This is a genomic window from Kitasatospora sp. NPDC057015 (genome assembly GCF_042673745.1).
In the GTDB taxonomy this organism is placed as follows: Bacteria; Actinomycetota; Actinomycetes; order Streptomycetales; family Streptomycetaceae; genus Kitasatospora.
Genome location: NZ_JBHUSG010000019.1, coordinates 125,533 through 139,961, shown reverse-complemented (window position 1 = coordinate 139,961; position 14,429 = coordinate 125,533). Strand labels below are relative to the sequence as shown.

Below are 14,429 nucleotides of genomic sequence, written 5' to 3'. Positions count from 1 at the left end.
CCGCCGACGGGGGGCGCCCCGGCCCCCGGCGCCCCGCCCCCCCCCCATGACGCCGGGCACCGGCCCGGTGCCCGGCATTACGCCGTCGCGTACCGCCCGGCCGGGCGCGGCAGGCCGTAGTGCTCGCGCAGGGTGCGGCCGGTGTAGCCCTCGCGGAACAGGCCGCGCGTCCGCAGGATCGGGACCACCTGCTCGACGAAGTCGTCCAGACCGCCGGGCAGGATCGGCGGCATGATGTTGAAGCCGTCGGCCGCGCCCTGGGTGAACCAGGTCTCGATGTGGTCGGCCAGCTGCTCGGGCGTGCCGACCACGACCTGGTGGCCGCGGCCGCCGCCGAGCCGCCCGACGAGTTGGCGCAGGGTCAGCCGGTCGCGTTCGGCGAGGTCGCGGATCAGCTCGAAGCGGCTCTTCGCGCCGTTGATCTCGGTGACCGGCGGCAGTGGCGGCAGCGGCTCGTCCAGTGGATGGTCGGTGAGGTCGACCCCGAGGACGGTGGAGAGCACGCCCACCGCCCGGGCCGGGCTGATCAGCGCGTCCAGTTCCTCGTCGAGGGCGCGTGCCTCCGCCTCGGTGGAGCCGAGGACGGGCACCACGCCGGGCAGGATCTTCACCTGTGCCGGGTCGCGGCCGGCCTCGGCGGCCTGCCGCTTGAGATCGCCGTAGAAGGCCTGCCCCTCCGCCAGGGTCTGCTGCGCGGTGAACACCGCCTCCGCCCAACGGGCTGCGAAGGCCCTGCCGTCGTCGGAGGAGCCGGCCTGCACCAGCAGCGGGTGGCCCTGCGGGCTGCGCGGGATGTTCAGCGGCCCGCGCACCTGGAAGTGCTTGCCGACGTGGTCGACGTCGTGCACCCGGCCGGGGGCGGCGAACGCCCCGCTCGCGCGGTCCAGCAGCAGTGCGTCGTCCTCCCAGCTGTCCCACAGCGCGGTGACCACGTCGAGGAACTCGGCGGCCCGCTCGTACCGGACGGCGTGGTCCTGGTTGGCGCTGCGGCCGAAGTTCTGGGCGGCGCGGTCGCCGGCCGAGGTGACGATGTTCCAGCCGGCCCGCCCGTGGCTGATGTGGTCCAGCGAGGCGAACTGGCGGGCCAGGTTGTAGGGCTCGGAGAAACCGGTGGAGACCGTGCCGATCAGGCCGATCCGGGTGGTCACCGCGGCCAGTGCGGTGAGCAGGGTGAACGGTTCGAAGTGGCTGATCAGGCCCCAGCCGCCGTCGGAACGGGCCTCGACGCCGTCGGCGAGGAACACCGAGTCGAAGGAGGCCGCCTCGGCGGCCCGGGCGAGCTGCTGGAAGTGCGCGACGTCCCCGGCGTCGGACGGGTCGGTGCGGGGGTGGCGCCAGGCGGCCTCGTGGTGGCCGACGCCCATCAGGAAGAGGTTGAAGTGGAGTTGGCGCTCGGCGGCGTCTTCGGGCATGACGGAACGCTCCGGGGCTCGGAAGGCGGGCGGGAGGAAGGGGGGTTGACCCGATTCTCCGGCCCGTCCCGCGGCCGTTCAACGATTCACCTGGTCGTGGAATTAATGCGCCGTTGACGGGGGCTCAACGCGTCGTCCGAGCGGTCGAGCGCGCGGCCGTCCGCAGTTCCATCGGCCGCTGGTAGACGCTGTCGACCACTCCGGCGCAGGCCGCGACCGCCAGCACCTCGACGCCGAAGGCCGTCGCGGTGACCAGCTGTTCGGGTGCGGCGTTGGAGTGCAGCCGGATCTGCTCGGCCAGGTACGGGCGCAGGCGGGGGGCCACCGTCATCCCGGCCTCGCTGACCACCAGGACCTCGGGGTTGAGGACGTCCAGCAGCAGGCCGGCGGCGGGCGCGACGAGTCGGAGCCGCTCCTCGAAGAGCCGGATCGCGGCGGGGTTCCCGGCGCGGGTCAGCTGCAGCAGCAGGTCGAAGTCGGGGCCGGGGATCAGGCCGAGGGCGTGGGCCCGGCGGGCGAGGGTCCGGTCCGCGACGGTGGCCTGGAGGCAGCCGGTGCGTCCGCAGGAGCAGGGTTCGGTGGAGCCGGGTACGGCGAGGTGGCCGATGTCGCCGGCGCGGGAGCGCCGCCCGCGCAGCACGTTGCCGCCGGTGGCGATGGCCGCGTCGACGACGTTGCCGACGAACAGCTGGACGAGTTCGGTGGCCGTGCTGCCGGCGCCGAACAGCAGCTCCGCCTGGGCCAGCGCCCGGGCGTGGCTGTCGACGTGCACCGGCAGCCGGGTGGTGTCGGCGAGGATGTCGCGGACGGGGACGTCGTGCCAGCCGAGCGGGCCGTGGGCGACGACGCTGCCGCTCTCGGAGTCCACCCAGCCGCCGGTGACCACGCCGAGGCCGAGCAGCGAGTGACCGGCGGCCCGTCGGGCCAGGAATCCCGGCAGGTACGCCCGGATGGTGCCGAGGACGGCCGCGGCGTCCCCGCGCCGGGGCAGGCGCTCGTGGGCGACCACCCGTCCGCGCAGGTCCAGCAGGGCGAAGGTGAGCCAGGGCACGCCGATGTGCACGCCGCAGGCGAGGTGGTGACGGGTGTCGATGTCCAGCGGCAGCCGCGGGCGGCCCGCCCTGGGCGGTCCGTCCGGCGGGGGGAGTTCGCGGAGCAGTCCGAGACCGGTGAGGTCGGCGGTGTGCCGGGAGACGGCGGCCGGGCTGAGGCCGGTGGCCCGGCCCACGGCGCTGCGGGTCAGCGGGCCGCCGGCCAGCACCGCGCGCAGCACGGCTCCGGTCCCGCCGCCCTCCGTGGGCAGCGGGCCCCTGTCGTGCGCAGGCGGTGCGACCAGGGAGAGCATGCGGTCGATGCTCCCAGCGGTGTGTTGCACGGCGGTGGCGAGGGCGTGAAGCGGCCCGGGCCGGCTCCCCGCGGCCCGGCACCCGGAGCGTGCCGGGGCCCGTGGGGCCCGGGTGGCGGTCCGTGCGGCGCCGGCGTGCGGGGCCGGTGCGCCCGCCCGGTCGCACCGCGCCGTCAATATCGCGCTAAGACTGGCCGTCCACCGCACCGATCAGCGGCAGAGCGCCCGGCGAGCCGTAGTCTCGGAGGTGGCGAACAGGTGTCCGGGGCTGGCCCCCCGACGGGACCGGATCAAGAATGGTGCACATGGGACGCGGCAGGCTGCGGATCTACCTCGGGGCCGCCCCCGGGGTCGGGAAGACGTACGCGATGCTGGCCGAGGCGCACCGGCGGGCCCGGCGCGGCACGGACCTGGTGGTCGGCTTCGTCGAGCACCACGGCCGGGAGCACACCCTGGAGCAGGTGGAGGGCCTGGAGGTGGTCCCGCGCCGCGAGCTCGTCCACCGCGAGGCCGTCTTCACCGAGATGGACCTGGACGCCGTGCTGGCCCGCGCTCCGGAGGTCGCGCTGGTCGACGAGCTGGCCCACACCAACGTCCCCGGCAGCCGCAACACCAAGCGCTGGCAGGACGTCGAGGAACTGCTCGCGGCGGGTGTCGACGTCATCTCGACCGTCAACATCCAGCACCTGGAGTCCCTCGGCGACGTGGTCGAGGGCATCACCGGGGTGCGTCAGCGCGAGACCGTCCCGGACGACGTGGTCCGCCGCGCGGACCAGATCGAGCTGGTGGACATGTCGCCGCAGGCGCTGCGCCGCCGCCTGGCGCACGGCAACGTGTACGCACCCGAGAAGATCGACGCCGCGCTGTCCAACTACTTCCGCCCCGGCAACCTCACCGCGCTGCGCGAGCTGGCGTTGCTCTGGACGGCCGACCGGGTGGACGAGTACCTGCAGACCTACCGGGCCGAGCAGGGGATACAGGGCACCTGGCAGGCCCGCGAGCGGATCGTGGTCGGTCTGACCGGTGGCCCGGAGGGCGCCACGCTGATCCGGCGGGCCGCCCGGATCGCCGCGCGCGGCTCCGGCGGTGAACTGCTCGCCGTGCACATCACCCGCTCGGACGGGCTGGCTGGCTCGGGCTCCCCGCAGGCGCTGATCGAACAGCGAGCCCTGCTGGAGAGCCTCGGCGGCACCTTCCACACCGTCCTCGGCGACGACCCGGCGGCCGGCCTGCTGGACTTCGCGCGGGGCGTCAACGCCACCCAGGTGGTGCTCGGCTCCAGTCGTCGCAAGGCCTGGCGTCGGGTCTACGGCCCGGGTGTCGGTGCCACCGTCACCCGTGACTGCGGGGACGTCGACGTCCACATCGTCACCCACGAGCACGCCGCGAAGGGGCTCGGGCGGGTGCCGGTGCGCCGGGTCACCGACCTCGGGCGCCGGCGCGCGATGGCCGGCTGGCTGATCGGGGTGGGCGGTCCGCTGCTCCTGGCGGTCCTGCTCACCCATGTGGACGGGCTCGGCCTCTCCACGGACATGCTGCTCTTCCTGACCGTGACGGTCTGCGCCGCCCTGGTCGGCGGGCTGTACCCGGCGGTCGCCTCCGCCCTGGTCGGCTCCTCCGCCCTCAACTACTACTTCACGCCGCCGACCCACACCTTCTCGATCAGCGAGCCGCAGAACATCCTGGCGGTCGGCATCTTCACCGCCGTCGGCATCGCCGTCGCCTCGGTGGTCGACCTGGCGGCCCGCCGCACCCACCAGGCCTCCCGCAGCCAGGCCGAGGCGCAGACCCTGAGTGCGCTGGCCGGCACCGTGCTGCGCGGCGCGCCCACCGGCGAGGGGGTGCTCACGGCCCTGCTGGACCAGGTCAGGGAGACCTTCCAGCAGGGCTCGGCGGCCCTGCTGGAGCGTGCCGACGAGCACGCCGCGTGGCGGTGCACCGCCGCCAGCGGGCCCAATCCGCCGGCCCGGCCGGAGCTCGCGGACGTGGACGTGCCGGTGGGCGACCGGCTGGCCCTCGTGCTGGTCGGCCGGGTGCTGCCCGCCGAGGACCGCCGGCTGCTGGGCGCCTTCGCCGCCCAGGCGGCCGTCCTGCTGGAGCGGCGCCGGCTGGCCGGGGAGGCCGTCGCGGCCCGCCGGGAGGCGGAGGGGAACCGGATCCGCACCGCCCTGCTCGCCGCGGTCTCGCACGACCTGCGCACCCCGCTGGCCGGCATCAAGGCCTCGGTCAGCTCGCTGCGCTCCGCGGACGTGGAGTGGGACGAGGCGGACGAGGCGGAGCTGCTGGCCGGGATCGAGGAGGGTGCGGACCGCCTCGACCACCTGATCGACAACCTGCTCGACATGAGCCGGCTGCAGACCGGCACCGTCACCCCGCTGATCCAGGAGACGGACCTCGACGAGGTCGTGCCGTTCGCGCTGGCCGGGGTGCCGGCGGACGCGGTGCGGCTGGACGTCCCCGAGTCGCTGCCGATGATCCACGCCGACGCGGGGCTGTTGGAGCGCTCGCTCGCCAACCTGATCGAGAACGCCGTCAAGTACAGCCCCCCGGGGGTCCGGGTCCTGGTCAGGGCCGACGCCCTGCACCCGGTCGGCGGCGCCGCCCGGATGGAGCTGCGGATCGTGGACCGCGGTCCCGGGGTGCCGGAGGAGGCCAAGGAGCGGATCTTCGCTCCGTTCCAGCGCTACGGCGACGCCCCGCGCGGCGCCGGTGTCGGTCTCGGCCTCGCCGTCGCGAGGGGGTTCGTCGAGGCGATGGACGGCACCGTGAGCGCCGAGGACACCCCCGGGGGCGGCCTCACCATGGTCGTCACGCTGCCGGCCGTCGAGCGGCCGCCCGAACCGGAGCCGCGGCCGGGGCCCGCCGCCCGGACCGCGGCGCCGCCCGGCGACGGGCTCGTTCCGGATCCCCCGCGGGCCGCCCGCGCATGACCGCGGCCCGGGCCCGGGCCCGCGCCCGCGCCGCGGTCATGCTCGGGTCCGGTCCCGCGCCGGCCGTCGAGCCCGGTCCCGTGCCCAGCCCCGATTCCGTGCCCAGCCACCTGCCCCCGTGCCCAGCCACCCGAACCGAAAGGCGGAGCCCGTATGACCCGGGTCCTCGTCGTGGACGACGAACCGCAGATCGTCCGCGCGTTGGTGATCAACCTCAAGGCCCGCAAGTACGAGGTCGACGCGGCCCACGACGGCGCGAGCGCCCTGGAACTGGCCGCCGCCCGCCACCCCGACGTCGTGGTGCTCGACCTGGGCCTGCCGGACATGGACGGCGTCGAGGTGATCAAGGGTCTGCGCGGCTGGACCCGCGTCCCGATCATCGTGCTCTCGGCCCGGCACGCCTCCGACGAGAAGGTCGAGGCGCTGGACGCCGGTGCCGACGACTACGTCACCAAGCCCTTCGGCATGGACGAGCTGCTCGCCCGGATGCGGGCCGCCGTCCGCCGGGCCGAGCCGGTGGCCGGGGAGGACGACTCGACGGTGGTCACCGAGGGCTTCACCGTCGACCTCGCGGCGAAGAAGGTCAACCGGGGCGGCACCGACGTCCGGCTGACCCCGACCGAGTGGCACCTGCTGGAGGTCCTGGTGCGCAACGCCGGGCGGCTGGTCAGCCAGACCCAGCTGCTCCAGGAGGTGTGGGGCCCGGCCTACCGCACCGAGACCAACTACCTCCGGGTCTACCTCGCCCAGCTGCGCCGCAAGCTGGAGGCCGACCCCTCGCATCCGCGGCACTTCATCACCGAGCCGGGCATGGGGTACCGCTTCGAGGCCTGACACGGCGACCCGACGCGGGGGCCTGACACGGGAGCCCGGCACGGCGGCCCGGCACGGCGGCCCGGCACGGCGGCCCGGCTTCGCGGCCCGAGGGGTGCGCCCGGTCCGGCCGGGAGCGTGTTCCGGCGGGCCCGTCCGCAGGCCGTCCGGGTGTCCGACGGACCTCCGGCCCTGCCGTCGGGGCCCCTCGAACCGGTACCCTTCGGGCATGAGTGGTGACATCAGCAGCGACCAGCCGCAGGGTCGCTTCCGCCGTATGCTCAGCCGGTTGACCTCCTCCACCGAGGAGCTCCAGGCGGAGGAACTGCGGCAGGAGAGCGCGGCGGAGTCGGGCTGCACTCCGATAGCCAGCTGTGGCGACCGTCAACTGGTCACCGTGGCGGGCACCCTGCGCACAGTGACGCTCCGCCCCCGGGCCGGCGTACCCGCGCTGGAGGCGGAACTCTTCGACGGCACCGAAGCCCTCGACGTGGTCTGGCTCGGCCGGCGCTCGATCGCGGGCATAGAACCGGGCCGCCGGCTGGTCGCCAGCGGCCGCATCAGCCACGCACGCGGGCGCCGCGTGCTGTTCAACCCCCGCTACGAGCTGCGTCCGGTAGGACACGGGAGCGAATGAGCGTGAGCAACCTGCCCGGCGGCGACCCCGCCGCCCAGCTCGACCTGGCCAAGCCCGCCCCGCCGAGCGGGCACTCCTACCAGGAGTCCTTCGACGGACCGGTCGGGCCCGCCGCGGCGCAGCCGCCGCAGGAGCCCGCGGAGCCGGAGACCCCGGAGCAGGCGGCGGCCCGCGAGGCGGCCGCCTCGCGGGAGGCGGCCGACACGGTGATGCAGGCCTTCGGCGGCGTCCGCGGCATGATCGACATGACGCTGCCCGGCCTGGTCTTCATCGTCACGTACAACATCACCCACCAGGTGGCCAGCGCCGCCTGGGCGGCGCTGGGCCTGAGCGCCCTGTTCGTGGTGGTGCGGCTGTTCAAGCGCGAGACCATCCAGCACGCCTTCAGCGGTGTGTTCGGTGTCGCGATCGGCGCCTGGATCTCGATGAAGACCGGCAAGGCCGAGAACTTCTACCTCCCGGGCCTGCTGTGGAGCGTCGGCTACTGCGTGGGCCTGGCCGTCTCGGCCCTGGTCCGCTGGCCGCTGATCGGGGTGATGCTGGGCCCGGTCACGGGTGAGATGTTCACCTGGCGGACGCAGAACCCGGGCCGGCTGGCCGCGTACACCAAGGCCACCTGGGCCTGGGTGGTGATCATGGGCATCAAGCCGGTGATCCTCTTCCCGCTGTACTTCACCGGCAACGTCAACCTGCTGGGCTGGCTGAAGGTGGCGCTCGGCATCCCGCCGATGCTGCTGGCGATGTACGTCACCTGGCAGATCCTGCTGAAGGCGCCGGCGCCGATCAAGGCGGCCGTCGAGGACGAGTAGCCCGGCCGCCGGTCACGGACCGGCGGCGGCGAACGCGAAGGCCGAACGCGACAGGAGGGCCGTACCCCCACGGGTACGGCCCTCCTCGGCTGTGCGCGGCCGTCCGGCCGGTGGCGGGGCCGGGTCAGTCGGTGGCGCCGGTGCCGCCGGAGAGCAACAGGCTCTCCAGCTCCTCCTCGCGCTCCTGGGCGGCGACGAAGAGCAGCTCGTCGCCGCCCTCCAGGGTGTCGTCGCCGCTCGGTACCAGCACGCGGCCCTCGCGGATGATGGTCACCAGCGCGGTGTCCTGCGGCCACTCGACGTCGCCGACCCGCACGCCGACCAGGCCGGTGTCCGCGGCCAGCGTCAGCTCGACGAGGTTGGCGTTGCCCTGGCTGAAGCGCATCAGCCGGACCAGGTCGCCGACGCTGACGGCCTCCTCGACCAGGGCGGACATCAGGCGCGGCGTCGACACGGCGACGTCCACGCCCCAGGACTCGTTGAAGAGCCACTCGTTCTTGGGGTTGTTCACCCGCGCGACCACCCGCGGGACGCCGTACTCGGTCTTCGCGAGCAGCGAGACGACCAGGTTGACCTTGTCGTCACCGGTCGCGGCGATCACCACGTGGCAGCGCTGCAGCGCGGCCTCGTCGAGCGAGGTGATCTCGCAGGCGTCGGCGAGCAGCCACTCGGCCATCGGCACCCGCTCCACCGAGATGGAGTTCGGGTTCTTGTCGATCAGCAGGACCTCGTGGCCGTTCTCCAGCAGCTCGCCCGCGATGGAGCGGCCGACGGCGCCGGCCCCGGCAATTGCGACCCGCATCAGTGGCCCTCCTCGTTCGGGCCCTGGGCGAACGCGGCCTCGACCGCGGCCAGGTCCGTGCGGCGCAGCGTCACGTGGACGAGATCGCCCTCCTGCACCACCATCTGCGGCGTCGGGAGCACGCTCTCGCCGAGCCGCGTGACGAACGCCACGCGCGCCCCGGAGGCCTCCTCCAGGCCGCTCAGCCGGTGTCCGACCCAGGACGGCGCGTACGCGACCTCGGCCATCTGCACGGTGCCGGTCGGGTCCTGCCAGAGGGTCTCGGCGCCGCTGGGCAGCAGCCGCCGCAGCATCTGGTCGGCCGTCCAGCGGACGGTGGCCACGGTGGGGATGCCCAGGCGCTGGTAGACCTCGGCGCGCCGCGGGTCGTAGATCCGGGCGGCGACGTTCTCCACGCCGAAGTTCTCCCGGGCCACCCGCGCGGCGATGATGTTGGAGTTGTCACCGCTGCTGACCGCCGCGAAAGCGCCGGCCTCCTCGATGCCCGCCTCGCGGAGGGTGTCCTGGTCGAAGCCGACCCCGGTGACCCGCCGCCCGTTGAATCCGGCACCCAGGCGACGGAAGGCCGTCGGGTCCTGGTCGACCACGGCCACCGAATGGCCCTGTTTCTCCAGCGCTCTGGCGAGGGCGGAGCCCACCCTGCCGCAGCCCATGATGACGATGTGCACTGAGCGCTACCTCACCCGGTCCGTTGGGGTCTTGACCTGCGCAAACACCGTTCATCGTCCTTCCGCACCCCGAGCTGGGGGTGACTCTTGTCGGCGGCCTCCGCGGTGACAACTGGAGTGTTGCCCGCCGGCCCTTCATGCGACACGCTAGCCGGTCTCCCGAACACAGTCCCGACGAAGGGGGGGACATGCGTGGGACCGGGGTGTGAGTACCCCCTACGATTCCTTACCGTGCCTATGCCGACTGACCTTCCGAAACGCATCCTGATCGGGCGTGCCCTGCGGAGCGACAAGCTCGGGGAAACCCTGCTCCCCAAGCGCATCGCCCTGCCCGTGTTCGCCTCGGACGCGCTGTCCTCGGTGGCGTACGCGCCCGAGGAGATCCTGCTCACCCTCTCCCTGGCAGGTGCCTCGGCGATCCACTTCTCCTGGCAGATCGGCGTCGTCGTCGCCATCGTGATGCTGGCGGTGGTCGCGTCCTACCGGCAGAACGTGCACGCCTACCCGAGCGGCGGCGGCGACTACGAGGTCGCCACGGTGAACCACGGTCCCAAGTCGGGCCTGGTGGTCGCGAGCGCGCTGCTCGTCGACTACATCCTCACCGTCGCCGTCTCGACGACCTCCGGCGTGGCGAACGTGGTCTCGGCCGTCCCGGCGCTGCGCGGGCACGAGCTGGGCCTGTCGGTCACGCTGGTGATCGTGCTGATGGGCATGAACCTGCGCGGGGTCCGGGAGTCGGGCTCCGCGTTCGCCGTCCCGACCTACGCCTTCATGGTCGGCGTGATGGGCATGGTCGGCTACGGCCTGGTGCGGCACTTCTTCTTCGGCGCCGACATGCCGGCCGAGAGTGCGGGCTTCCACCTGGAGCCCACCCCCGGCAACGAGTCGCTGGCCGGCTTCGCGATGGTGTTCCTGCTGCTCAAGGCGTTCTCCTCGGGCTGTGCGGCCCTCACCGGCGTCGAGGCGATCAGCAACGGCGTGCCGGCCTTCCGCAAGCCGAAGAGCAAGAACGCCGCGACCACCCTGCTGATGATGGCGGGCTTCGCGGTCGTGATGTTCATGGGCATCATCTACCTGGCGCACCTGACCGGCGCCCAGATGGCCGAGAACCCGGCCGAGCAGCTGGTCGGGGCCCCGGCGGACTACCACCAGAAGACCGCGCTGGCCCAGATCAGCGAGGCGGTCTTCTCGAACTTCACCCCGGGCTTCTACTTCATCGCCGCCGTGACCGGCCTGATCCTGGTGCTCGCCGCCAACACCGCCTTCAACGGGTTCCCGGTGCTCGGCTCGATCCTCGCCCAGGACCGCTACCTGCCGCGTCAGCTGCACACCCGCGGCGACCGGCTGGCGTTCTCCAACGGCATCATCCTGCTGGCGCTGGCCGCGATCCTGTTCATCGTCGCCTTCGACGCCGACCCGACCAGGCTGATCCAGCTCTACATCGTCGGCGTCTTCGTCTCGTTCAACATGAGCCAGTCCGGGATGATCCGGCACTGGACCCGACTGCTGCGCACCGAGACCGACTCCGCCAAGCGCTCCCACATGCAGCGCAGCCGGGCGATCAACGCCTTCGGCCTGGTGATGACCTCGGCCGTGCTGATCGTGGTGCTGGCCACCAAGATCAGCCACGCCTGGATCGCGATCGCCACCATGGTGGCGCTGTTCGTGCTGATGAAGGCGATCCGCCGGCACTACGACCGGGTCTCCCAGGAGCTGGTCGCCGCGGAGGAGCCGGACGACGTCGTCCTGCCGACCCGGGTGCACGCCATCGTGCTGGTCTCCAAGCTCCACAAGCCGGCGCTGCGCGCCCTCGCGTACGCCAGGCTGGCCCGCGCCCACACGCTGGAGGCGGTCTCGGTCAACGTGGACCCGGCGGACACCGAGGCGCTGCGCCGCGAGTGGGACGAGCGCGGCATCGAGGTGCCGCTCAAGGTGCTGGACTCGCCGTTCCGCGAGATCACCGGCCCCGTCCTGGACTACGTGAAGAACCTGCGCCGCAGCAGCCCGCGCGACGTGGTCTCGGTCTACATCCCCGAGTACGTCGTCGGTCACTGGTACGAGCACCTGCTGCACAACCAGAGCGCGCTGCGGCTCAAGGGCCGCCTGCTGTTCAAGCCGGGTGTGATGGTGACCTCGGTGCCGTGGCAGCTGGAGTCCTCGGAGCGGCGCAAGCCGCAGAAGGCCTGGTCGGCGCCCGGTGCGGTGCGACGCGGTGAACCGCGTCGGCCGCAGGCCGTAAAGTCGAAGGTCTCCGGTACCTCCGACCCGGGCAGCTCCGACGGCCCCGCTGACGCCAGCAAGGACACCACCAAGTGACCCGCAACACCCCGCCCCGCTCCAACGGCAAGTCGGGCCAGGCCCGCAAGGGCGCCAAGCCCGGCCAGGTCGCCCGGCCGCGCTGGTCCGCCCGGCCCGCGCGTCCCGAAGCCACCGACCGCGACGGCTACACCGCGCAGACCGCGCCGCTGGCACCGGGCGAGGCGCCCCGTGCGGACGAGCCCCGCTCCGAAGGCCGCGGCGGCTCCAAGCCCCGTACCGGCACCGGTACGGGCAGGGCCGCCGGTGCGGCCGGGGCGAAGGCGGCCGGCGGCGCGGGTCGCGGCGCCGCTCCGAAGGGCGACCAGCCCCGGGGCGCCGGACCGCGCAAGCAGACGGTCAAGGCCCCGAAGCTGCTGCGCACCCCGCGGGCCCCGAAGGCCGAGGCCGCCCCGCGCGGCCCCGGCGGCGACCCGCTGGTCGGCGAGCGCTACGAGGTCGAGGTCGGCGCCGTCGCGCACGGCGGCGGCCACTGCGTGGCGCGGCACGAGGGCCGGGTGCTGTTCGTCCGGCACGCGCTGCCCGGCGAGAAGGTGATCGCCCAGGTCACCGAGGGCACCACCAAGTCGCGGTTCCTGCGTGCCGACGCGGTGGAGATCCTGGAGCCCGCCAAGGACCGGATCGCCCCGCCGTGCCCGTTCTCCGGCCCCGGCAAGTGCGGCGGCTGCGACTGGCAGCACGTGACCCCCGGCGGCCAGCGCAAGCTGAAGGTGCAGGTGCTCACCGAGCAGCTCGCCAAGCTGGCCGGCCTCACCCCGGCCGAGGCCGGCTGGGACGGCAGCGTCGAGCCGGTGGGCGCCAAGCTCCCGGCCGGCGAGGTGCCCGCCTGGCGCAGCCGCGTCCAGTACACGGTCGACCCCGCCACCGACCGGGTCGGCCTGCGCAAGCACCGCTCGCACGACATCCAGCCGATCGACCGCTGCCTGATCGCCGCGCCAGGTGTCACCGAGCTCGGCATCGAGGCCCGCGACTGGCCGGGCGTCGCCTCGGTGGACGCGATCGCGGCCACCGGCTCCTCGGACCGCCAGGTCGTCCTGGTGCCGCGGCCCGGCGCCCAGCTGCCGATCGTGGAGCTGGACAAGCCGGTCTCGATCTCGCGGATCGACGAGCACGAGGGCTTCCACCGCGTGCACGGCCGCACCTTCGTCCGGGAGGTGGCCGTGGGCCGCACCTGGCGGGTCAGCAACGGCGGCTTCTGGCAGATCCACCCGGAGGCCCCCGACACCCTGGTGAACGCCGTCCTGGACGGTCTCGACCCGCAGTACGGCGAGAACGCGCTGGACCTGTACTGCGGCGTGGGCCTGTTCGCGGGCGCGCTCGCCGACCGGGTCGGCGAGGAGGGCGCGGTGCTCGGCATCGAGTCCGGCAAGCAGGCCGTGGTCGACGCCCGGCACAACCTGGCGGCGCTGGAGAACGTCCGGATCGAGTGCGACAAGGTCGAGAGCCTGCTCCCGCGGACCGGGATCACCGCCACCGACCTGATCGTCCTCGACCCGCCGCGGGCCGGTGCCGGCCGGGAGACCGTCGCCCACCTGGCCGGCCTGTCGGCCCGCCGGATCGCGTACGTGGCCTGCGACCCGGCCGCGCTCGCGCGTGACCTCGCCTTCTTCCGCGAGGGCGGCTACCGGCCGGTCTCGCTGCGGGCCTTCGACCTGTTCCCGATGACCCACCACTTCGAGTGCGTGGCCATCCTGGAGCCGGTCGCGGGGTAGGCACCTCGACGCGGCGGGTACGCGGACGGGCGGTGGGCGGAGGTACTCGCCCACCGCCCGTCCGCGTAGAGCGCCGGGCCGGTTGCACCCGCGGCGTTCGTGGCCGGCCGGTGGAAGTGTCGACCGGTGGAAACTTCTTTCGGGGCGGGAGCAGCGTTTCGGGGCGCGGCTGCCGTCTGGAGGGTGGATGGGACCTCATCCGCCGTTCCGACTCCAGGAGTTACCGATGCCCTTCCGTCGCACTCGCGCCCCGCGCCCGCCCCTCCGTGCCGCCCTCGGCCTCGCCACGGCCGTGGTGCTGGCGGCCGGCGGCGGCGTGGCCTTCGCCTCGACCGGCTCGACCGGCACGGTTGCCTCCGCCGGTTCCGCCGGTTCCACCGGCGCGCCGGTGGCCGCACCCGCTTCCTCCGCCGCGCCGTCCGTCACCGCCTCGCCCGCGACCGTCCCGCCGGGTGCGTCGCCCGCGGCCGCCCACGTGCAGGTGGTCGAGCCGCACCAGGGCGTGCCGGTCGGCCGGGGCGTGAGCCTGTGGCTGGACAAGGGCTCGGAGAACGTCGTGGCCAAGGAGCCCGGCGCGCCCGGCGGCTCGTGGAGCGCCGAGGTCGCGGCGCTGCCGGAGGGTCAGATCTCGCTGACCGTCGCGGGCGACGCGAGCTCCGCCCTGGTCGTCGGCATGTACCGGGGCGCGGCCCCGGTGGACCGGGTCACGGTGGCCCTCGGCGGCGCCGTGGTCGAGGCGCACGTGGTGAGCCTGGCGGGCGCCCCCGGCTGGGCCGCCTTCCACGTCGAGATCCCGGGCGGCGCCGCGCCGACCGCGTCCACCCCCACCGTCACCGCCTACGGCGCGGACGGCACCGTGATCGCCGGTTTCGCGAAGAAGTAGCCCCGCCGACGTGATCCCGACCGTGGTGGCGCCCGCCGCCCGGGCCCGCGGCCCCCCCCCCCCCCCCCCCCCCGGCAACCAGGCCCCCCCCCCCCCCCCCCG

11 protein-coding genes are annotated in these 14,429 nt (G+C 73.9%); 7 read left to right on the top strand and 4 right to left on the bottom strand.

Annotated elements, in window-relative coordinates; all coding sequences use genetic code 11:
• Positions 1-77: 77 nt before the first annotated feature.
• Positions 78-1,412, bottom strand: a complete 1,335-nt coding sequence (locus tag ACFTWP_RS19940) for an LLM class flavin-dependent oxidoreductase (RefSeq protein ID WP_380265914.1) — start codon at positions 1,410-1,412, stop codon at positions 78-80.
• A 124-nt stretch (positions 1,413-1,536) separates the two neighbouring features.
• Positions 1,537-2,757 carry an ROK family protein gene (locus ACFTWP_RS19935; RefSeq protein ID WP_380265913.1) on the bottom strand — a complete coding sequence of 407 codons (1,221 nt, stop codon included), beginning with the start codon at positions 2,755-2,757 and terminating at the stop codon, positions 1,537-1,539.
• Between the two features lie 305 nt (positions 2,758-3,062).
• Between ACFTWP_RS19935 and ACFTWP_RS19930 the strand changes: the two genes are divergently transcribed.
• The 4 genes from ACFTWP_RS19930 (at position 3,063) to ACFTWP_RS19915 (ending at position 7,946) form a co-directional block, all read left to right on the top strand.
• Positions 3,063-5,687 (top strand): ATP-binding protein, encoded by a 2,625-nt coding sequence (locus ACFTWP_RS19930; RefSeq protein WP_380265912.1) that lies wholly within the window; start codon positions 3,063-3,065, stop codon positions 5,685-5,687.
• Positions 5,688-5,840: 153 nt separating this feature from the next.
• A complete protein-coding gene (locus tag ACFTWP_RS19925) occupies positions 5,841-6,521 on the top strand; it encodes a response regulator (protein ID WP_380265911.1) in 681 nt (226 codons plus the stop codon).
• 208 nt (positions 6,522-6,729) lie between these two features.
• Entirely contained in the window at positions 6,730-7,137 is a 408-nt protein-coding gene (locus ACFTWP_RS19920; RefSeq protein ID WP_380265910.1) for an OB-fold nucleic acid binding domain-containing protein, read from the top strand.
• A complete protein-coding gene (locus ACFTWP_RS19915) occupies positions 7,134-7,946 on the top strand; it encodes a DUF3159 domain-containing protein (RefSeq protein WP_380265909.1) in 813 nt (270 codons plus the stop codon). The genes ACFTWP_RS19920 and ACFTWP_RS19915 overlap by 4 nt, the downstream gene beginning before the upstream one ends.
• Before the next feature lie 124 nt (positions 7,947-8,070).
• Here ACFTWP_RS19915 and ACFTWP_RS19910 read toward each other — a convergent pair whose 3' ends face one another.
• On the bottom strand, positions 8,071-8,748 hold the full coding sequence (locus ACFTWP_RS19910; protein WP_380265908.1) for a potassium channel family protein: 678 nt from the start codon (positions 8,746-8,748) through the stop codon (positions 8,071-8,073).
• A complete protein-coding gene (locus ACFTWP_RS19905; protein WP_380265907.1) occupies positions 8,748-9,416 on the bottom strand; it encodes a potassium channel family protein in 669 nt (222 codons plus the stop codon). The genes ACFTWP_RS19910 and ACFTWP_RS19905 overlap by 1 nt, the downstream gene beginning before the upstream one ends.
• 231 nt (positions 9,417-9,647) lie before the next feature.
• On the opposite strand from ACFTWP_RS19905, the gene ACFTWP_RS19900 reads away from it, so the two are divergent.
• The 3 genes from ACFTWP_RS19900 to ACFTWP_RS19890 all read left to right on the top strand — a co-directional run bounded on the left by ACFTWP_RS19900 (position 9,648) and on the right by ACFTWP_RS19890 (position 14,327).
• On the top strand, positions 9,648-11,732 hold the full coding sequence (locus ACFTWP_RS19900; protein ID WP_380265906.1) for an APC family permease: 2,085 nt from the start codon (positions 9,648-9,650) through the stop codon (positions 11,730-11,732).
• A gap of 356 nt (positions 11,733-12,088) precedes the next feature.
• Positions 12,089-13,444, top strand: coding sequence for a class I SAM-dependent RNA methyltransferase (locus ACFTWP_RS19895; RefSeq protein WP_380265923.1), 1,356 nt, complete (start codon positions 12,089-12,091; stop codon positions 13,442-13,444).
• 226 nt (positions 13,445-13,670) lie between these two features.
• Entirely contained in the window at positions 13,671-14,327 is a 657-nt protein-coding gene (locus ACFTWP_RS19890; protein WP_380265905.1) for a hypothetical protein, read from the top strand.
• The last annotated feature ends 102 nt before the right edge of the window (positions 14,328-14,429 follow it).